Source organism: Arthrobacter sp. 210 2, assembly GCF_059093025.1.
Window position 1 is genome coordinate 507,969 of record NZ_JBNHIE010000001.1, and the last position, 20,995, is coordinate 528,963.

The 20,995-nt window shown below is 60.8% G+C and carries 15 protein-coding genes; 1 reads left to right on the top strand and 14 read right to left on the bottom strand.

Translation table 11 applies throughout. The features are described from left to right. Nucleotides 1-31: 31 nt before the first annotated feature. From AC5RWA_RS02390 to AC5RWA_RS02455, 14 genes are all read right to left on the bottom strand, one after another. Entirely contained in the window at nucleotides 32-988 is a 957-nt protein-coding gene (locus tag AC5RWA_RS02390) for an ROK family protein (RefSeq protein WP_494056406.1), read from the bottom strand. After that, the gene (locus AC5RWA_RS02395) at nucleotides 981-1,799 is read right to left on the bottom strand and encodes a hypothetical protein (protein WP_494056407.1); all 819 of its coding nucleotides are present in this window, start codon (nucleotides 1,797-1,799) and stop codon (nucleotides 981-983) included. The genes AC5RWA_RS02390 and AC5RWA_RS02395 overlap by 8 nt, the downstream gene beginning before the upstream one ends. Nucleotides 1,800-1,892: 93 nt before the next feature. Next, entirely contained in the window at nucleotides 1,893-2,975 is a 1,083-nt protein-coding gene (locus tag AC5RWA_RS02400) for a hypothetical protein (RefSeq protein ID WP_494056408.1), read from the bottom strand. 199 nt (nucleotides 2,976-3,174) lie between these two features. Next, nucleotides 3,175-5,046 carry an alpha-amylase family glycosyl hydrolase gene (locus AC5RWA_RS02405; RefSeq protein WP_494056409.1) on the bottom strand — a complete coding sequence of 624 codons (1,872 nt, stop codon included), beginning with the start codon at nucleotides 5,044-5,046 and terminating at the stop codon, nucleotides 3,175-3,177. Nucleotides 5,047-5,144: 98 nt separating this feature from the next. After that, entirely contained in the window at nucleotides 5,145-5,474 is a 330-nt protein-coding gene (locus tag AC5RWA_RS02410) for a hypothetical protein (protein WP_494056410.1), read from the bottom strand. Nucleotides 5,475-5,489: 15 nt separating this feature from the next. Beyond that, on the bottom strand, nucleotides 5,490-5,702 hold the full coding sequence (locus AC5RWA_RS02415) for a hypothetical protein (RefSeq protein WP_494056411.1): 213 nt from the start codon (nucleotides 5,700-5,702) through the stop codon (nucleotides 5,490-5,492). A gap of 32 nt (nucleotides 5,703-5,734) precedes the next feature. After that, entirely contained in the window at nucleotides 5,735-7,510 is a 1,776-nt protein-coding gene (locus AC5RWA_RS02420) for a M6 family metalloprotease domain-containing protein (RefSeq protein WP_494056412.1), read from the bottom strand. Nucleotides 7,511-7,618: 108 nt separating this feature from the next. After that, nucleotides 7,619-8,062, bottom strand: coding sequence for a DUF2752 domain-containing protein (locus AC5RWA_RS02425; protein WP_494056413.1), 444 nt, complete (start codon nucleotides 8,060-8,062; stop codon nucleotides 7,619-7,621). After that, a complete protein-coding gene (locus tag AC5RWA_RS02430; RefSeq protein WP_494056414.1) occupies nucleotides 8,025-8,531 on the bottom strand; it encodes a hypothetical protein in 507 nt (168 codons plus the stop codon). The genes AC5RWA_RS02425 and AC5RWA_RS02430 overlap by 38 nt, the downstream gene beginning before the upstream one ends. A 266-nt stretch (nucleotides 8,532-8,797) precedes the next feature. Then, the gene (locus tag AC5RWA_RS02435) at nucleotides 8,798-9,163 is read right to left on the bottom strand and encodes a hypothetical protein (RefSeq protein WP_494056415.1); all 366 of its coding nucleotides are present in this window, start codon (nucleotides 9,161-9,163) and stop codon (nucleotides 8,798-8,800) included. A 68-nt stretch (nucleotides 9,164-9,231) separates the two neighbouring features. Further along, on the bottom strand, nucleotides 9,232-9,423 hold the full coding sequence (locus tag AC5RWA_RS02440; protein WP_494056416.1) for a hypothetical protein: 192 nt from the start codon (nucleotides 9,421-9,423) through the stop codon (nucleotides 9,232-9,234). Between the two features lie 185 nt (nucleotides 9,424-9,608). Next, complete coding sequence (locus AC5RWA_RS02445) at nucleotides 9,609-10,604, bottom strand: DUF8320 family protein (protein ID WP_494056417.1); 996 nt, start codon at nucleotides 10,602-10,604, stop codon at nucleotides 9,609-9,611. After that, entirely contained in the window at nucleotides 10,601-11,797 is a 1,197-nt protein-coding gene (locus AC5RWA_RS02450; RefSeq protein ID WP_494056418.1) for a sensor histidine kinase, read from the bottom strand. Before AC5RWA_RS02450 ends, AC5RWA_RS02445 begins: the two co-directional genes overlap by 4 nt. A 5-nt stretch (nucleotides 11,798-11,802) precedes the next feature. Beyond that, nucleotides 11,803-12,474 (bottom strand): LuxR C-terminal-related transcriptional regulator, encoded by a 672-nt coding sequence (locus tag AC5RWA_RS02455; protein ID WP_494056419.1) that lies wholly within the window; start codon nucleotides 12,472-12,474, stop codon nucleotides 11,803-11,805. A 502-nt stretch (nucleotides 12,475-12,976) separates the two neighbouring features. Between AC5RWA_RS02455 and AC5RWA_RS02460 the strand changes: the two genes are divergently transcribed. Next, nucleotides 12,977-20,926 carry a PKD domain-containing protein gene (locus AC5RWA_RS02460; protein ID WP_494056420.1) on the top strand — a complete coding sequence of 2,650 codons (7,950 nt, stop codon included), beginning with the start codon at nucleotides 12,977-12,979 and terminating at the stop codon, nucleotides 20,924-20,926. Nucleotides 20,927-20,995 lie beyond the last annotated feature (69 nt).

The following is a 20,995-nucleotide window of genomic DNA, read 5'->3' on the forward strand; positions in this document are numbered from 1 at the left end:
TGATGGCACCAGCCAATAGTCGAAGGCGATACTAGGTGCGCTGCATGTCAGTTGCCATCAGGGCAGCACCTGAGGCTGCTATAAAGGGATCAAGACGAGCAATTGTTATCCGGCAGTTGCTCATGTCACTGAAAGCGTAGTCCGTGACCGCATCATTGAACGCTGTTTGGAAAAGTGTTGCCGATGGGTGCTGTGAGTCCTGGCCCAGGAACGGCTCAGGACCCCCGACCACAATCGACGCCGGATTGAAAAGATTAATAAGAACAGCTAAACCCTGCCCGAAGTTGCGACCTGCGCGAGTAAAGGCAGAAATCGCAGCCGAATCGCGCTTGGTGACAAGATGTGCAGCCTCAGCAAGTGTCCTGACGTTGTTTCTCCGTCCCCAATTAATTTCACGGGTGATATTCGCAGCTGACAGCAGAGCCTCCAGGCATCCGCGTGAGCCGCATCTGCAACGTGCTCCTGTCGGCTGGACGATGACGTGTCCGAATTCGCCGGCGCCGCCAGTCATGCCGCGCAGCAAATTCCCGCCAGCAATTATCCCACTGCCTAATCCGTGTCCCTCAGGAGCAATGTACACGGCAATGATATTGCTGCCTTCCTCGACTGATGCACTGGTTTTTGCATAGTGATAGACCATGCAATTAACGTCATTGTCGAGGAATACCGGTAAGCCAGTGAGTGCCTCCAGATCGGACTTGACACTGATGTCAGTCCAGTCCTGACCTTTGGGAGCAAGGGCTGGAGCATAAACGACCCTTCCGGTCTTGGGATTAACATGTCCACCGATTGCGATTCCTACAGTTGCAATATGTTGGTCAGCCAGGCGTTCCGCACGCGCTGCAATGAGGCGAAGGACGTCGTGCGGGGTTTTGATCGTATGGTTCAGGGGGATGTCATCCAGGGTCGGTGAGCCGGTCAGAGAAGGCTCCGCGACGACTATCGTGTCTCGAAGGACCGTACAACCCAGGGCTAGGGGTTTATTCATCAAGATTGTCCATAGCAGGGTTTGGATCGCGCAGGTTCATGATAATGCCCTCAACCCAGTGCAAGACATGGCCGAGGTAATAGGGGCTAAATTCCGGCCTGTCATAATCCCACTGCCATGAACGGGCGCTAGGAGTTAAGAGGTTTGTGCGGTCCTTTTCAAAATGCTTATGCGTTAACTTGCCGACCATGTCCTGTAGTTCGGTGGTGACTTGGATCTCGACCTCACTCCGTCGGAGTTCAGGTCCTAGGTAATCTAATCCAATCACTTCAAATTCCTGAGGTATTATTATGTGTATTGCATAGTATCCCGTGTCTTTTGCTTTTGCTTGAACGCTCGGATTGATTGAACTAGCTTTTGCCTGCTCATCGATTTTATCGACCAAAAACTTCACGCCGTCCAAATACCGGACGGTAAAACGTGTCCTGATGATATCCCAAAACCGCTCGAACCAAGTGTCCGGTAGAACCCAGCCGAGGTCGGGTTCACGAGGCCAATTCCGATTGTTGAGAACGTTTTCGCGCCATGTCTTGTTGAGGAAGGAGTCCCAGGATTTCATATCCAGCCTCGCGGATGCCGGCCCGGAGAACAGTCGATGGCCATTCGTTTCGCTATATTCTTCGGCCCAGCCAGAGAGCCCGCGTTGCACCCCGGACCAAAAAGGCGAGGATTCAAAGTGATTCAGCAAATCCAGTTGTTGATGCAAGAAACGTCCTGGTCTGAGCTCACGGTTATCGCCATCCCAGGTTTTTTCGAGCCACTCAAGATAGTTTTCGAGGGTGGGTTTATCCTGCAGTGGTCCTTTTTGCATGATGCTGCCTTTACATCGTCCTGATATTTCACCCGGGGGGTACTTACACGCTCATCGGCGGCTGGTTGCCTACCCAACACTGTTCTCGAGCCTTTATTCCGTAGCGGGTCTTTCAGCAGTGCTGTGTGGTTTTCCTCCGACGAGATTGAGCACAGCGTGCGCTTGGCGGTCGACGAACTTGGTGATGAGTTGCTGTGCGGCGCCGAATATGACTGCCCAGGCCAAAATTTGAGCGGAGCTATCCAGGGCCGAGAGTCCAGGTACAAAACCTCCGCGCATGAGAAGTAGACCGACGACAGCGGTCAGTGCTCCCGTGGGCAGTTTTACGATGGCCAACGCCACCGGCAGGCTGAACGGTGTACTCGATCCCCTCACTTTCCTTAGTGAGGCGGACCCGGAGAGCGCCGCTGCTACAAGACCGACAAACTCAATGAGCAAGACATCGCTTGCACGCGCGGCTTGGGCGACTACTTCGTCGACGTCGGTGCCATCTCGCGCAGCTGCGGCCGGATCAAAGCGGCTCTCGTTGGTGGGGCACACGATTTTGTTCAGTTCTTGTGGATAGAAACATAAGGCCAAATCTTGGGGACGCAACCATCCCAGCACCGCTACCGCCACGGAGATCGCGAGGAGGGTCAATGCGGTGATAAGTAGTGTATTTCGAAAGGTTCGTACTTGTGCGTATTCCAATCGGGAGCTGGTATGGGCGGCTGCCACCGCGATGGCCAAGTTTTCTTTGCCCTCTTCGTTCAAAGCGCCGGTTCCCTCATGGACAATCTTTTCGACGCGGATTCTTCGGGGATCGTTGCCGTCGAGGTACTTGCGGACGTCCGAGTGTATGTCCGGGAGCCGCCCCTTTACATATGCGGCAGGTGCCCTTCGCAGTAGAAGCTCGTCAGCTGCGTGCAGGCTCCCAAGCGCGGATTCCATGGCAGTTCCGGAAGCGGCGCGACCGGCCCCAATGCCGTGATTGATTGCTGCTTGTTCGGCTGCCAACAAGTGCTTCTCGATACCGTCGTCTAGGGCAGCTAGTGCTTCCGGAGACCTCTGTTGGTCGGCGGGAAGGTCAAGGGTTTTGATCCATGCCATCATGGCCCTGGCATTAGTGACGCGTATGAGAACTAGTTCCCGCCATACTTGGCTCTTATGTGAAGTGTTATCCGCAGAATTGTTCATGATCGGCTCCTGATGCCATGAGCTTGGAGACACTGAACGTATCTGGAAGAGCGTTATCACTGCGTTATTGCCAAATGCGCCCCGTCAGGGTGGCTCTGCCAAGAAACGAAACGAGCACCGGTACACCTGTCTCAGCCACTTCCGCAACAGAAGAGTACGACGGGGTCCGCGTCTCGCTTGCCCACTTCGGTGGCCGCGTCTAAGAGTGCAGGTAAACGGCACCGTAATTCGAAGGGACGCGGACCGGGAGGACGTCGCCGTCGTTGGGGACCTGCCGGTCGGGCCGCGGGTTGCTTGCCTTGTCGATCTGTTCCTCCCAGCGGCCCGCCTTGGGCCATTGGATCCTGGCCTCAACGTCCTGGTCCGAAAAGTTGAGGACGACGACGATCCGTTCAGCGGGAGCACCGCCGTCGGTGTCGGCCTCCCGCCGGAAGGTGATGATCCCGTTCTCCCGGTGCACCGGATCGTCGTAGTAGAAAAAGGAGCCCCGGCTGCGCAGCGCCCGGTGCCGGGAACGCAGTTGGCCCATGATCCGGTACAGCCGGATCAGTGCCTTGCCTTGGGCATCGTAGAAGTACTCCCAGTGGAGCGGGCGGCTGTACAGCACGCGGCCCAGGCCATGGCCCGGCACGCTCCAGTTTTCTGCGAACTCCTGTCCCTGCCAAAGCATGGGCACGCCTTTGGCGGTGTAGAGGGCAATCACGTAGGGCTGAGTCTTGTAGAAGCGTTCGCGGTTTCCAAAGGGCTCGCCGAGCAGGTCGGCCGGCCCCTGCGTACCAAATTGGTTGATGAAACGGCTGTGGTCATGCGACTCGAGGTATTGGAATGGTGCCACGGGAATCACGTCACCGGTTGCCGGGTTCGTGTACCGGCTGGGGTAGCCAATCAATTCAGGGTCAAGCTGGTGCGCGAACGAAACCTGGACCTGGTTGCCCGCCTGCCGGTTTGCTTCATCGAGCAGCCCGTTCTGCCAGGCGGTGTTCGAGTACGTGGTGCGGAGAACGCCGCGGGCGTCCGGGAGGTGTTCTGCGCATTGAATGATCCGGCTGTATCCGCTGTCCGCCAGGAACCGCGGGTAGGTGCCTGATTGCTGACTATGAGTGTAGGTTCGGTAGACGAGGTCGGCGTACCCGTTGCCGGTTGGGCCATCGAAAATTCCCGGCACGTAGTCGTAGCGGAAACCGTCAACGTGAAACTCGTCCAGCCAGTACTTGCTGGCGGTGAAGAAGTAGTCGCGGGTGAATCCGCGTGTGAAGTCTGTACCTGGCCGGGCGAAGAACTCACCTGCGAACGGACCCATCATTGGATTGGGCCGGCCGGAGCTTTCATAAACCAGGTTGTAGGCAAACTCGGGATGGGAGTGGGAATAGACGGCGTCCAGGATGACCGCCACCCCTTTGGCGTGGCATGAGTCCACCAGGCGCTTCATGCCTTCCGGTCCGCCGTAGCGTTCATCGGGCGCAAAGTAGGACAGGGGTGTGTAGCCCCACTCAACGTCCTCCTTGACGTTGGTCACAGGCATCAGTTCAATGGAGTTGACGCCCAGGCCTTTGAGGTACTCAAGCTGGAGGACGAGCCCATCGAAGTTGCCGTTGAATTCGCCCACGTGCAGCTCGTAGACCACCAAGTCGTCCACAGCGGGCACCACAAAGCCGGCGTCCTGCCAAGGGAAGGCAGCGGCGGCACCGTCCACGGTGAAAGCAGACAAATTTCCCCTGCCCGTCGCCCGGGCAAAAGGATCGGAAAACCAGTACGTCACCACGCGGTTATGGTGCAGCAGCTGGAACCGGTACAGGTATGTGCCCTCCTGGCCAAAGTGGCCGTCACTGTGCGCGGTCAGGTCGATAGTGGCATCCCACAGGCTGAATTCGGAGCCGTCGTGCCAGGACAAATGGAAAATCTTCGGTTCGATGCCCCGGACAAACTGGTCCTGTTCGTGGATCACGCGCACCTGCACGCGGTAGCCGTCCCAAAAAGTGATGCCGGGCAGATAAATGCCGATATGCAGCTGCCAATGCCCGGCCGGATCCCTGGTTACTGAAGCGCCGCTGTCCCTCAAGCTGATTGGCACCTTGCTGTTCCTCTCCTATGTCGTCCAGGCAGGGCTGACTACGCCAAAGCCTTAAGGCAGGACATACGACGGCGGCGCGCGCCGCCGTCGTACTCCGCTTATTTGTCCCGCAGTTCCTCTGGCGGCAGCGGCTCGGGTGCGCTTGTTCCGCCAGCCGGCGCGAACGAATCCGAAGGCGACGGCGGCGGCCCGGCTGCGTCCCCGCCCGCCGCCGGGGCCACCAGCTGGTCCAGCGGCAGTGGTTCCGGAGCGTCGCCGGCCGTTCCGGCGGCTGTGCCTTGGGATGCGTCGGTGGGGGAGCCAAGCACATCCGGCCCCAGCGGTGACGGCGCGCTGGAACTCCCGGAACTCCCGGCGGCCCCTGTGCCGGCGGTCTGTTCCGTGCCCGAGGAATTGATGGTGATGTTGATGGGGAACTCGTTCGGCATCACTGTCTCCCGTGGCTACAGGTAGACCTGGGTGATGTTCTTGGCCGCGTCCAGGACGACGAATACCTGTTTGCCGTTGGCCTTCGCCGTGGCGAGCAGCAGGTGGACGTTGGTGACGCCGTCCGTCGAGTTGGGCAGGACCTTGTGCCACGCCCCGTCCAGGGCGAGGATGGCCCACGCGTTCTGCGAGTGGTGGGTGGTGAAGACTTGGTTGACTGTGGTCCACATGGTGCTTTTCCTCCGTGCTGTTTGTAAGGGGGTCAGATGTATGCCTGGAAGACGGCTGCGGCGTCAGCGTTGACGGTGACCGTGAGATTCCGGCACCTGGCAAGTGCGAACAGTGCCAGCATGTTGGTGATGCCGTCCGGCGTTCCGGTCTGGATTTTTCGCCAGCCGTGGCCGGCCAGATTCACCCACCCGTTTTGGGCGTGGTGGGTGGCGTAGACGCTGTCCACGGCCAGGTTGGAGTACCACTGGGCTCCTGTTGCCCTGGTCTTGACGGTCATGGATGCCCCGACGGCGGAAACCTGCTCAATCTCCAGGCCTGATGCCGTCCCGTCCCACCAGTTGCTGGAGGGAGCGGTGGCCGCGCCGAAGGTACCGCCCGCGCCGCCGTAGAGGTCCTCCACGTCGCCGGCGTTGGCCCTGCGCTCGAGGTCGAACCGGTTGTCGGCCTGTTCCAGCGAGCATTCGTAATGCTGGCTCGCGGTCATTTGTTCGTGGCTGTTGTTGCCGTTGACGTCCACATGCCAGATCGCCAGGCCGGCGTCAGGCAGCGCGGCGTCCCGGCCGGACTGCTGGCGGTTTTCCAGGATGAAGTACTCGGAAGCGTTCCGGGCATGGATGAGGAAATCGTTCTTGCCCGCCTCCACAGTGGCAGTGGTTCCGGCGGCCAGGGTGGTCACGCGTGAGGACCATCCTGCGGCGTGTTTCAGGTAGGCCTCAACCTGGGTGGGGTTTTTGTCCGGCCCGCCGAAGCACATCAGGGAGTAGTGGCCAATGCCGTTGCCGACGTTGACGGAGTCATAGTCGTATAGGTCCGGGAAATCGCAGACCATGTGCCCGTTTTCGTGGCAGAACGTGCGGAGGGTCAGCTGGCTGCCGAGGTCGGTGATCTGGTAGTCGGAGAACCGGCGGCCGCCGCCCACGCTGTAGGACGTCGCCAAAGCCCAGGCGTGCGGCCACAGCCCCTGGGACCAGGCGTTGGACCGTGCGCCGGCGTAAAAAACGCTGAGCGCCTGGATGAACCCGCCCGAGTCTGCTGTCAGGGTGGAGAAGTTGAATCCGTCTGCCTTGAGTTTGTCCAGGGCTTCTTTGATCAGCTCCTGCGCGCGGGTGCCGTAGGTGATGGCAGGATCCGTGTAATGGGTCCGTGGGTGTTTGGCGCGGTAGTAGGCCGCCACCACATTCTTGTACCTGAGCTTGCCGTCCGAGACGTCCCTGAAGTAGTCGAATGCCGAACCGTTGTTCCCGAATCCGGAGTAGCCCGGCTTGTTGCAGAAATCGTCCACTTCGCCGCGGCTGATGGTCTGCGGGAAGTCCGAAAAATCGATCAACAGGACCAAGCCGAGGTAGTCGCCGGTGGTGCTCCCGGGCGGGGGTGCGCCGCTGGGTCCCTCCGGCGCTCCATCCGGTGCCAGTCCCTCCGGCGGACGCACGTTCCGGAGGTTCTGGTCCTCCTGCCGCCGCTGCATCCAGCGGGGAACGGGTCCCATCGCTCGCCGCGCTTCGTCGGCGTGAACCCGCGAGGCCTGCCGCGTCACCCGCAGGTGCTTGGGCAGCGAAGGCACCTGCCGGTCCTCGGCCTCAGCACTGGGAGCAACACCGCCGGGAACCCTGGTCCCGCTGGCCACCAACGCTGTGCCGTCGTCCGTCAGCTTCGCATACTCGTAGTAGCCATCCTCCGCTTGGACAACGGTGTAGCCGTCAAGGGTTTCGAAGACGGCCTCGAACTGGTTTCCCCATCCACGCAGTGTCACCTCAGAGTCATCGGGGTTCCTGAACGTGAAGATGTCACCTACAAAAGGACTGGGCATATCCCGCCTCTTTCTTCCGAAGAATTGCCTTGATGAATGCAATACATGGGCGATTGCTACGGTAGAGGTGGCGGCGTTATTGGGGCGTTACCGGACCGTCAGGGTGGCTTAGACGGGTAGGGGCCAAGGCCATACAGCGAGGTTTCGAATAACGCCGAATGCCAATATTGCTGCGATAAGAACATCGGTTACTGCTTGGTCAAGACGGTGGGACAGCAACGGCTGCCTGCTCAGCAGCATGAGAGCGCACCACAGCCAGAGGCATCCAAAGAGAGGAAAACCCGCGTTCATGCTGGCGATCCCGCCCCAGTCGCCTGTTGCAAAGCTGTACGTCGCCCTTGTGAAACCGCAGCCTGGGCAGGCGTACCCACTGACTTGGCGGAACAGGCAGGGATGGGCCACAGTCAGGTAGGGGTTGATCTTCAGCGTCAGGAGGACCCAGGCAACGGGCGCAACGGCGAAAAGAATCCCAAGGCTGGGACGAATGGTCCGCCCGCTTCTGCGGTACCCGCAGCTACTTTGAGGCCAGGGGAGCGCCCATCTCGCCTTCATACGTCCCGTTCACGTCAGAGGCGGCGACAACTGTTTGCACCTTGAGAAATGTGTCATTGATGTTGCCCTGCCAGCGAAGAACCCTATTCCGTGCACGGTCCAAAGTGATAAACCCCTCCGTCCCTCCGGACGTCGACGGCTTGGCTGTTATGGTCATGTTCCAGTGGGTGATGGTCCGGTTTCCCGCCGTGATAACCAATGAATCATTGGTCACCGCACTGAAGTAGATCGTTTCCAGCAGGGGAGCGTTTTCGCGCAGGTCTTCTACCTCCAAGTTCTGGAGAATTACGCCCAACATCTCCTTCGGGTCGTGGACGACGGAGAAAGAAGCAGTAGGAATCGAGTTTGCATATTCCTCCTGCTTGCGTCGCGCCTCGGCTTCAGCGTTCCGCCGCTTGATTATGGGAATTACCTTGGCGGCCACGACAGCGGCAATGACCAGAAAACAAAAAACCGAAAAGAGATCCACTCGGGCTTCCCCCATGTAGTAGCTATTGATTTGAAAGTCGGGTTATGGGAAGGTCCTCGGCGAGCGTGCAGTCCCTTCCAGCTGTGAGACGCAAGTTGCCGGGAGGCTGGACCGCGATTACCTCAGCCAGCCCGGCAGCTTGCTGGACGTCACTTAGTTTTTGGACACTTGGGGAGTTGCGAACAACGGTGGTTCGAGTAGTTGTTCTTTTTGGCCTCAAGGCACCAAGCACAGTTGCAGTTGCACATTGTTTTCCTCCTTCCTTTCTACGAAGGGCTTCGCTCAAGCTTGTTGGCGACTGCCAGCGCATATGCGCCGTGCGCCAACGCTGCTGCACGATATGTGTTTGTCAGGGCGTGCATATTCGAGAACTCCACCCAGAAGGCACTCCGCATGAACAGGCCTTCGCCTACAAAGGAGAGGCCTACGACGGCGTACGGTGCTATCGCTGTGAGCGCTTCGAAAATGTGGTCTGAATCGATGCCTATCAGCACCTGGAAGTAGATCTCATTGATGCCGTTGTCGGCGATCATTTCGACCGGCACTGCTCCGTCAACGGAGACGGACATCTTCCACATCGCTTTCGCGCCGTCGATTCGCTCCAGCGAGACCACATCTGCGTCGCTTTGCAAGATGTAATCGATGTCGGCCGGAGTTAGTCCCGCGGGAAACGAACTGAGTTCGCTCTTCACGAGGGGAACTATCCCTTGTTACGGAGATGTCGGGCGATTTCCGCTTCGATCTCGCGGCTGGATGAGACCCCGTATTCTTTCGCGAGCGTTGATGCTGCCTGGCTGATGTTTGCCTGTGCAACGCTCGTCGCGAGCCCTGCCACAACGATCAGACCTTGAACAGCCTCTTTAATCTTGATTTCTGGAACTTTGCCCATCATGCCCCCTATGTCCGGTTCTGGTTCGCGGTCGTCCTAAACCTAGTGAGCAGATGCCGTTTTTGGTCTGCCTCGACCCGGTCTTGGCAGCACATGTCCCCGGAAGAGGGGACACCTTTCACCGGGTTGGAGCCACGGGGGACCGACACCGCCTGTACGGCTCTGTGGTGCTTTTAGTCCAGAACGGTTTAGCGCTCGGAGGACCGGTCTGTGAACTCTACGAAGGTGACCTCGTCCGAGTTTTCGGGGGCGGCATAAATGGTGACGGCCAGGTCTCCGCCTTGTGGTCTGGCGCGGGCGGTTACAGTGCCGGTGCGAGCTTGGTTAAGGATGCTGACGACGTGTTCAGTGACAGCGGCAAGCATTCGTGGCGTGAGGTTCTGACGCCGGTCATCCAGGAGCTGAACTGTGACTCCGCGTTGGCGCGCGCTCCGGGCGGCTTCAACCACTTCTGCCGTGGCCAGGACGCGCCCGCGAATTTCATCACGGAACTGGGCTTCCGCGAGTTGGAACTCCAGCCGGTCCCTTTCCGTGATGGCGTGGTGCGGATTGGCAATTTGGCCAAGGGCTGGACCGGCGACCTGCCGTACATGCTCCAGCCAATGTGTCCGGGCCACGTGCAGTGCCTGTTCGGCCGCGAACCAGTCAGCGGCAGCCTCGGCGTCGGCGCGGTACTGGCCTACCTTGCTGTCATTGGTTCGCAGGAGATGCCCGATGCCGGTGCTGACGGTTACCCACCCGACAGTGGCGATGTTCAGCATCAGGCCGCCTACGGGTCCCATCGTGGTTTGCGATGCCCAGAAGGTGTTCAGGATGACGGAGAGCAGCACGCCGATCCATGACAGCAGTACTTGCCCACGAACATTGACAGCCACCAACAGGGTGTACGTCGCGGCGAGGTGCCATGATGCGTACCCGGGCCACCTGTCCGTGGGCAGCACGCTGGTGACCAAAAGGGTGAGCGCCGTGACCGCGATGAGCACGAAGACGGTTGAACGCAGGGGCAGCCGCCCCGAAGAGGGCCTGAGCACGACGGCGACGGCGGTGAGATAGACGGCCATGGCCAACAGCACGGGCCACGCCGAGGACACTATGTCTAAGGAAAGCAGTCCCAGCGCTATGTGTACGGCGACGAACGCTGCACATAGGGCGGCCATTACTTTGGTGGAGATGGCGCGGATCATGGTTCCACTCCTTCCCAGGCGATGCGCACTTCGGTACCGGCGCGGGGAGCGGTAATGATTTTCGCTGAGCCGCCGGCGGCTTCCATGCGCCCGACAATTGATACCTTTATCCCGAGTCGGCGGTCTGAGACCGAGCCCGGGTCGAAACCGGAACCATTGTCTTTGATGGCCACCCGCAGTTTCGCCCGCCCATCCGTGCGTTGCCCGGTGATGCTGACGTCGCATCGGACGGCACCGGAATGCCGCACTGCGTTCTGAACTGCTTCCGTTGTTGCCTCGAAGACAGCCCTGACGACGTCGGCGGGCAGCAGCAGGTGCTCCGCAGACTCACAGGTGACGTTCACAAGTGGTCCCGACGTACCCGACCCAACCGTAAAACGGATGCGGGCAGCAACCTCGGCAACCGCGGCAGGGGCTGATTCCGGAGCTTCTGTCGCTTGCCGGTCCAGCCGATCCAGCGCGCTTTGCGCCAGTTTGGCGCTGGCCAGTCGTTCCTCGGGGGAGCCGGCGTGGGCGGCCGTCAGGAGGGCCGTCATCACACTGTCATGCAGCAGCCCGTCAAGGCGCAGCCGCTCGTTGCTCAGGGCAGTGGCCGAGGCGGCTCCCGCGTATTGCTCGATAGCCTGGTCCGCGGCTGTATCCGCTCGCTCCGCTGCCCGCCTGAGTATTCCGATCGTGACGCAGATGATGAGCCCCAAGACGGTTGCGAACGTAGCGTCCTGGACCGCAATCAGCCACCCACCGGATCCGCCCTGGGGCGTTGTCCTTACTACGCCGAACACGCCGCCAATGATCACCGTGTAAAGGCACCCTTTGCGGGCCCCGAAGCTGTAGGCAGACCACGCCGCGCCGACGTTGATCATCGACCAGAGCCAGGGCGTACTGAAGTTTTCCGGCACAGACGTTGGCACGGCGAAGGGCCACAACGCGAGGCCAGCGATGACCAGCACTGCGAGGGTGCCCGCTAGAAGGGACAGCCCGTGGCCCCGAACCGAGGCCACAGTGAAAACCACCACCAGTGCAAGGAACAGCCAAAGGAACACAGCATTCCACCACGTGGCAGCGTACGGGGTTTGGCTCGTCACGGAACCTGCAGCCTGAAGCAGCAGCAGAAGTGCGAACGCTGCGATGCCACGGGCCATCAACCGGTGGGTGTCCCTCGCCGAAATACCCGTTGGGGAGGCTGCGGTCATGACACTCAGCGCTTCCGCAGGGGAAGCAGAGGGGGGAGGATGCCGTCCTCGACGGCACGCCGGTAAAGGTCGATCTTCGTGGTAGCGGGGCGGCCGGCGGCCTCGTATTTTTCTCGGATCCGGTCGATGTTTTTCTTCACGGTGCTCTCGGCAACGCCCATGCGCCGTGCCACCTGGTACTGGCCCAGGCCTGCGGCATACAAAGCGATGCATTCACGCTCACGGTCCGACAGGTTTGCTTCGACGAAGTCTGTGTCCACCTCAATGGCCGCAGCCAACTCCTGGCTGTCGATCGTTTCGCCAAGGGCAATGCGGCGGAGCTTGGCGAACGTCTCGGAAATTGGTTCGGACTTCAGGGAAACTCCCATAGCTCCGTTGGCGATGGCGTCCTGAATCTGCCCCGCATTGTCTCCAAGGGTGAAGACGAGGATTTTGTAACCGGAGGCCGTCAGTCTCGAAACGTTGTCGCCAGGCTGGGAGCCGTCCGCAAGGGACAAATCGAGGGCCACAACATCACAAATGTCCCGTCCTGCACCAAGAAAGGCATCAACGGTGGGGGCGCCACCAATAACCCGTACATAGGGCGTTTTGCTATCCGCTTCACGGGCCGCCGAGGCCGCAAACCCGAGACGGACGGCTTCATGGTCGTCGATGATCCCCGCTCGTACTGTTTCCACCCTTACCCCCTGCATTTCCGGCAGCCCCAAAGAAGATCATTTTGGGGTTCCATTCAAAATGTTCCAACTGTGACGCGGTGAGTTTCCGCCGTCTCCCCGGGGTTACGCGGTGTCCCCACTTCCGGGGACATTGCCGGGATTAACTCGCTGTTGCTGGTGCTGTGTGTCCTTACCGGCTTTAGAGTCGAGCAGAACTACTGGGCGAAGGCAAAGAGCAGGCAGTTGCTTCTCCAGTAGTTCGGGAAACCAGCGGTCATATTGGGGGGGCCGCTGGATTCTCCAGAGCCATCAAACGACTGACAAAAACTAATTACCGTATGAATACTTCGTCACGCACTGGCGCCTCGAATAAAATAGCAAGCAGATTTTGGTGACAGATTTTGTCACATGCTCCCAAGGGACTCTATTTGGGAAATCCGACATATTTCACCGGACAACGTAACTTTTTCTGTTTCTGATATCTTCCATTCGATAGCGCTTTTGCCGCATTTGGGGGAACAATATGAAACAAGGTCCTGCTTCGAACGTGTCCGGGATAGCGCGCCTGAGGCGCGTCATCTCCGTAGGGATCACCTCATCACTCCTGGCGGGATACATGGTCCTGCTGCCGGCCTCGATGATCCCGGCAGGTGCCGTGGAACCCCTTCCCTCGCCCTCGGCGTCTACAAGCGAACCCTCAGGCCCCTCAGCGCCGGAACTGACAGCCCCGAGCGAATCCCTGCCTGCGTGGACCATGGATCCGCAAAACCAGAGTGAAACTGACCAGCGCATGCGGCCGGGCAATTACAGCCCCAAATTACTGTCCGTGCGGCTGGCTGATGAAACGGGTTCTCCGGTGGCGGACGCCGTCGTCAAGTTCCAAGTCACCGCGGGCGACGCTTTTTTTGACCGGACCAGCACCACCGTCCTTGAGATGCCCACCAACGCGGAAGGCGTCGCATCCGCCAGCAGCCGTTACAGCGAGGCAATGAGCGGACTCGTTGCGGGTTCAAATTACACGGGCAACATCACGGTTGATGCAACCGTGACTGGCTCGTCTGCATCCTTCACTTTCGACCAGATCCATTCAACTGTTGCCGAAAGGCTCGAATACGTGGGAGGCCGCGACCAGGAACTTCACAGCCCCTACGAGCTAATAAAGCCCCTTTCCGTTCGAGCCGTCGATGGTGACGGCCATCCGGTTCCCGGTACCCAGATTGAGTTCGTCGCCAAGGACGGAACGGCCAACTTCGGATACTCGTATCCGACAGCGACCATCGCGGCCAATGAGGAAGGCATCGCTTCCACAAGCGAGGGGGGAAACTATTACCAGGTGCTCCGATCCGGGCTCAGCCCAGATGGCTACGCCGTGGCAGCGGAAGTTGAAGCGAGGCTCGGCGGTGCGGAGGCCGTCCCGTTCTCCATACCGTTAGCTCCGGTCGAGAGCATTGAAATTCTTTCAGGTGACAACCAGGAAGTGGCCGGGGAGGAGTTCTACCAGCCCCTCCAAGCAGTTCTTCGCGACCGCGACGGCCAGGCTTTGGCCTACAGAAAAACCACTTTCCAGATCACCGGCGAAGCCAGCTTCATGAACACAGGTGAAGCCAAAAAGACCTTTGACACCTCCAGCCAATGGGATGGCACCGTCACGGTGCCCCGGTACACGCTCCGTGCGAACGGCGGCCATGCTGCTTCAGGTACGTCGCTGACCGTCGGTACCTCAAGCGGTGGCAAGAGCACCGATTTCCACCTCAAAGTCACCCCGCAGCCAAGGGCTTGGAACCTGACGCAGGAGTACGGCAGCGGCCAGACGACGGCGGCCGGGGACGCGTTCGCCACGCCGCTCGGCGTCTACGCCCGGGACGAGCAGGGCCGTTCGGCCGGCTACGCTCCGGTGACGTTCGAGATCATCAACGGGGGCGGCGCCTACTTCGCGCTCGCCGACGGTAGCCGGACGACGGCGCTGACCGTTGAGGCAGACCGCTACGGCCGGGCCAGTACACCTCAGCTCTGGAGCGGGAATTCCCTGGGCAGCTTTACCGTCAAGGCAACCACCCCTGACTTCGCCGGCCAGCTGGCTTTCGACCTGGACGTTGTGGGGCAGCCTGCATCCGTACGCCTCTATCCGGAAACGGGCACCACGGCGTACCCCGATTCCAGCCTGGGATGGCCCTACGCAGTTGTCACCGACAGCGACGGACGGCCCGTGGGCAACCAGACGGTCACCTTCACCGTGGAGAGCGGAGCGGTCAGCATTGGCCACAGCACCGACGGAAGCGGGAAGAGCCGTAGCGGCATCACCGACTCCAATGGCATCGCCTACGCGGGGGATGCACTTTACACGGGTGCCGGGAAGTCCGCCTATGGCCCGGCCGCCCTCAGCGCCACCCTCGCCGGCGGGCAGCGGGCGGACGCCTCATACACCGTTGTCACCTATCCGGCCGTCAAGCAACTGTTGGTGGTTGGCGGCGAAGGCTTCTCGGCGAAGCCGGGTGAAACGTTTGGGCCGGTAGACATTCTGGCGGACAGCCAGACGTGGCCCTACGCAGGCTACACCGACGTGACCTTTGAACTTGGCGGCAGCACGGGCAGCTACTTCCTGGACGGACAGGGCCAGCGCGTGGACGGGCCGGTGACTGTCACGGCTTCCCGCTACGGTTACGCGCAGGCGCCCACCATCGTGGCCGGTGACACCCCCGGAAGCCTCAGCCTACGGGCATCAGCATCTGGCGTTCCCGACGTACAGGTGAACCTTTCAGTCAGCGGTGGGGCCAGCGGCATCACCAAGACGTCCCAGAATGGCCTTCAGGTACTTCCCGAGGACAGCTTTGGCTACCTCAGCGTCCGTGTCCAGGACGAAGCCGGAAACCCCGTGAGCAATGAGGAAGTCACCTTCACCGTCCGGGAAGGCGGCGCTTCGTTCTCCGGGTACTGGTGGGGGTACTGCGGCGGCCAGACAAGCGGCAACAAGACTATGACCGTAAGAAGCGACGCGTTCGGGAACGCGTACTCGTCCGTGGCCTTGTGCGCCGACGCCGGCCCTGATGCTCCGGGGGAAGTCATTGTGGACGTCACCGCGGCCGGAATCCAGGGCGAGCCCTTCACGTTTACGGTGAAGCCGTTCCCCGCGGCTGCTGCCCTGCACGCATATGACCTGTCCAGTCCGCACATCAAGACCGGCGACGACCTCTACGGCTTCCCCTACGCGTACGCACGTGACAGCAGCGGCAATGCTGCGGGTTACGCCCAGGTCACCTATGCCATCGAGGGAGATACCGACGCCCGTTTCAAGGTCACCGACCCGGCAACAGGAACTGTCAGCCTGGAACATCAGGTAGTCCTCACAGGAGACCGGTGGGGCAGCCTTCCGACTCCGACCATTGCTGCCGGTGAGGTTAGGGGAACATTCTCTGTCACGGCCAGGAGCGGCGAATCGAATGAGCTGCGCTGGGACGGCCTGCGCGTCGTCGGTCCCATCGCTTCCGTGGCCGCCGTAACCGGCGATGGCCAAAAGCTCTACCCGAACAACTACACGTCCGGGCTGCGCGTGGTGGCCAGGGACTCAGACGGGTATGCCGTTCCAAACCAAGCGATCACCTTCAAACTGCCGCCGGAGCTGGAGCACCGCTTCGCCTACGGCTGGTCCACCGCCGCGGCGGCAACAACCGACGCCAACGGCGAAGCGGTGCCCGGATACTCCTACCAATCCGGCGTCTATCTGGGTAACACCACCGGACCTTTCAACGTGACGGTGGAACACGGAGGCCAGACCTACACCGCTTTCAGCCTGGAAGCGCTGGCATACCCCGCGGCGAACGTGCTGGACAGCGCCGGCGGGGGAGGCCAGAGCACCCAACCCAACAGTGGCTTCCCCGCACGGCTGTCAGCCAGGGTCGCCAACTCCGGCGCCGCCGTCGGCATTCCCAACGTCCCCGTCACGTGGGCCATCGAGGGGACCACGGACGCCTACTTCGTCCTCGACAACGGGACCCGCGCCTCTTCAACGGTCGTGACCTCGGATGCCGCAGGATGGGTGGTTGCACCAGCACTCTTCTCGGGCAGCCAAGGCGGAAGCTTCACGGTGACGGCAACCGCTGACGGGATAGTGCCGGCGGTCTTTGACCTTGGCGTGCTCAGTTCCGCGCGGATCCTGGAGAAACTGGCCGGGGATGGCCAGGTTGTAAAGGTCGGCAAGACTTTTGACCCGGTGCAGGTAGTTGTTAAGGACGACGCCGGGAATCCGGTACCGAACCAACGCGTTCGTTTTACTGCCGAGGCGCCCAGCCGGGCGAACTTCGCGGGGACCTTCAGGACCTACGCCATCACCGACAGCCAAGGGCGGGCCAGCTCCGGCCCGATCACCGCTGGACCCGAAACAGGCCAAGCCACCGTCACTGCAGTCTCGGGAACCCTGGAACCGCAGGCCTTTACGTTGACCGCAGAGCCGCTGGCCACGCCCGCGGTTCTGTCCGAAGCCACGGGCAATGGACAATCAGTAACGGCAGGAGGCGTTTTCCCGGTACCGCTGGGCATCCGTGCCCTGGACGCCGAGGACAACCCCGCCGAGCAGGTCACGGTCACCTTCACTGTCACCGGCTCCAGCGGGTCAAGCTTCGCCGATGGTGCTGCAATCTACACGGGGAAGACGAACGCGGACGGCTGGATCTACCCGCCCTTGGTAACTGCGGGGGCAACGGCCGGCACGCTGTCGATTGTTGCCTCAGCGGACGGTGTTGCTCCCTTCGCCTACGAGCTCACCATCAAGGATCCCAACACGGCACCGCAGCTTGAGCTGGCCACGTCAGCCGCCGCCGTCGAGCTCGGTACGTCGGTGACGTACACGCTCACCGCCACCGACGCGGACGGTGACGCACTGTCCTACGCCATCGATTTCGGTGACGGCGCAGGCGTTGAGGGCCGGTATCCGAGCAGCCAAACAATCACTCACGCGTACACCCAAGCCGGCTCGTACCTGGTGCATGCGACGGTACGGGATGCCGCCGGGTCAACATCCACAACGGCCCGGATCAACGTGGTGCTGCCGGAGCCTCTGCTGGCGGACGCGGGGGAGCCTCAACAGGCCGAAACCGGTCAGGCAGTGCTGTTCGACGCCGGCGGATCCAAGCCTCTGGCCCTGATTCAGGAAGCCAGGTGGGATTTCGGTGACGGAACCACGGGCAGCGGATTGCGCGCCCAGCACGTTTACTCGGCGGCCGGCGAGTACGCTGTCTCGCTGACTGTCCGCAACGGCAGTGAGACGTCGACGTCCTCGACCACTGTCAGGGTGGAACAGGCGAGTGTCCTGCCGGGGCTGGCGGTCACGGTGAAGTCAGGGACCGGTCTCCTGTCCGGTGCCGTCGTGACCACCAACCTTTCCGACGGCCGGCGGGTCACCGCCACTTCCGGAGCCGACGGAGTTGCCGTCCTTCGAGGACTGCCCGACGGCGGGCACAGCGTCTTTGTGTCAGCCGGTGGACACCTGCCCCTGGTGGTGCAGGGAGTGGTGAGCGCGGGAACAGGCAGTGCGGAGGCCGTACTGACCTCCGGGGATGTCGGTACCGCCGTCCTCGACACGCGGACGCTGACCATCGGTGAAATTACCGACCTCGGGATCGACCCGGCGGCGCCTGAAAACCAGCAGGTGTTCGAATCAGAGATCCATCTCGCTGTCAATGGTGAAGAGGTCGCTGAGGTTCCGCCGCTGCAGGTGATCTGGAACCTCGATAACACCATCGGTGTCCGAACGGACCCCTTCGCGCCGGTCCACTGGGTTGGAAACACCAATACCAGCCTCACCATCGGAAACTACGACTTCGCACCGAGTACCACCACCGTTGGCGGCCAGCGCATTGTGCAGTGGCTTATTGTTCCAACGCGGGGGAGCTACCTCAAAGAGTTCTTTGAGGCCCGACTCGTTGTCCAGAACCTTTCGGATGTGGCCTTTACCTTCACCAAGGGGCAGGCGGAGATTGTCCTTCCCGCAGGGGTGAGCCTGGCCCCCACGGCGGCCCTGCAGACGGCGCTCGTGCCGGCAGCGGACATCCCGGGCGGCGGAAGCACCACCATCTACTGGACCCTGAGGGGCGACACAGAGGGCGAATACAACATCGCCGCCACGTACACAGGTGTCCTGGAACCTGTGGGGGCTCCGGTCCGCCTTGAGGCCAGCACGGAAAAGCCCCTGAAGGTTTGGGGCGGCTCGGCGCTGGAAATGGAAGTGATTGCCGATCCTTCGGCCGAAGAACTTCACCCGTTCCGGGTCACCGTGAAACTGCGCAACCAAACGCCGAAGGACTCCGGCATACCGGTGTACAACCCGACGTTCGAGGTTTTCGCAGGCACGAACTACCTGTTGGCACCCGACGTTGACTACAAGATGTCAGCCGCTGCGCTCCTCCCTGGCGAGGTGCTGGAAAAGGACTTCATTGTCTACTCACGCGGCTCGGGCGAGATCGGGGTCGACGATGACGACCTCCGCCAGAGCTTCATTGTCTCGACCGGCGGAACCGTAGATGTGGACTATGCACCCGTGGCGACTCACTCTGCGCGTACTCCAAGTTCGAACGTGGACGGCTTGTGGGGAGGTCTCTGGTTCGACAGGGAGCTGGCGATCGGCTGGGATCGCAGCATCGAGGGCGCCGAATTTTTCCTTTACTCCCGGAACAACTTGGATTCAGGGGAGTGGAAGCTCGTCACTGAGGGGCACATTCCGAAACGCGCCCTGGTGCGCCAGTTGGCTGCCGGCAGCAGCCAGCTCGGAAAGTACTACGCAGTGGTTACTAAGTCACCGGGTGGCGACATGATGCCAATGCACAAGCTCCTCGAGATGCCAGTGACTCCTCCGCCGCCGCCCGCACCGGAGACGGATGACGAATTAGAAATCCATGACAGCTCGGTTGACCTGGAGTGTAAAGAGGTTCTCTTTATTGGCGCAGCCGGATCCGGAGAAGAACTGTTGGGGGCGGCAAATAAGGAGGTAGCAAAAGAACTCGCGAAGTTGGAGGAGGAGGAAGATGACAGAGCCTTCGGCGCGGTCCGTATTGACTACCCTGCGGCGGCGGTCCCGCTTGTAGGCGGCGACTTGACTGTCGATGCCCCAGACTACATCAGCAGCATCGCGTCAGGCGTCGTCGAACTTAAGCGCTTCCTGTCCAAACGAGCCGAAAAGAACTGCCTCGATGAAAAGTACGTTTTGGCCGGGTACTCCCAGGGCGGCATCGTTGTTTCACGCGCTATCTCCGAATTACCAACTGAACTAGTGCCAGCAGACAAAGTTGCTGGGGTCTTCCTCCTCGCGAACGCGGCCAACAGCCCAGTCATCGGAGGGCACACGTGGGGTACGGCCCAGTTCAAATACGGGATAGCACGGCCTGTTTGGCAGCCGGAAGTGCCCATCCACCTTGCTGATCACACGTATTCTCTGTGTGATCACAACGACTTGGTCTGCGACTCTGTTACAACTGTTGGAGGAGCGGCCCTTGAACGCGACGGCAGTAAGGTCATCGACGGCAAGCGCGTGCATGAGACTTATGACTCAAGGCGAGGCAAGGAACTTCTTGAATTTGCGAAACTGATGCGCGACCGGCTCATGAGTGTCGCAATTCCAGAGTCTGACCCGCACAGGATTGAAGCGGCAGGAAATGTTCAGTTTCGGTCTCAACTCACCACTAAGACACTCGAGGGCGCCACGGCGTTCTGGGAACTCGCTGGCGGGCCTTTGCCGTCGGGTGTTGAGCTGACGGTTACCCCCGAAGGAGCGGTTAGTGGGCGTGTGCCGCCGGGCTTTTGGAAGTTCCAGGTGTCAGTGATGGGCCACGCATGGCAGGGACAGAGATTCCTCACGCTCGAAGTACGTGCTGGGTGGGCCGCGGCCGTGTCGCAGATCATCCCGGAGACCGTCGGCGCCCCCGAGAACATGCTCAAGCCATATCGGGTCAGGCTGCTGGACAGTGCTGGCAAACCGGTTGCCCGGGCAGAAGTTGAGTTCCGCATTGAAGGTCCAGCATCCTTCACGGGAGGGGCGCAGACCGACAAAGTCCTGAGCGACGCTAAGGGGTACGCGGAATCAATTATTCCGGTTCCCACCGGTGGGAACGGGACAGTGACAGCCGTGGCAACGGTTCCTGGCCAGCCGCCCGTTGCTCTTGACCCGCAAGAAGTTGTTCCTGAGGTCCTACCGGAGGGTGTTAGCGCAGTTGTGACCCCGAAGTTCGTTGCAGGGAAGGTGGTCCTGGAAGTCCAGGTCTCGAACTCCTCCAACGAGTCAAAAATGGTGACGTTGGACAGCCGCTTCGGGTCAAAGAACCTGGAGGATATTGCGCCCGGGTCGGCCGTTACTCACGTGTTCGAAACGGAGCAGAAGCAGGCGCCGCAGGGTTCCGTCCGCGTGACCGCAATCGGTGCAACTTCGTCCGGATCGGAAGTCCGGAACTACGCCGCCTACAACCCTGGCACCGAGAAGAAGCCTGCGTAGGCGATTTCCCAGGGGGCACCCGCCCCTTGCAAAAGGTGAAACGTACGACGGCGGCCCGCGCCGCCGTCG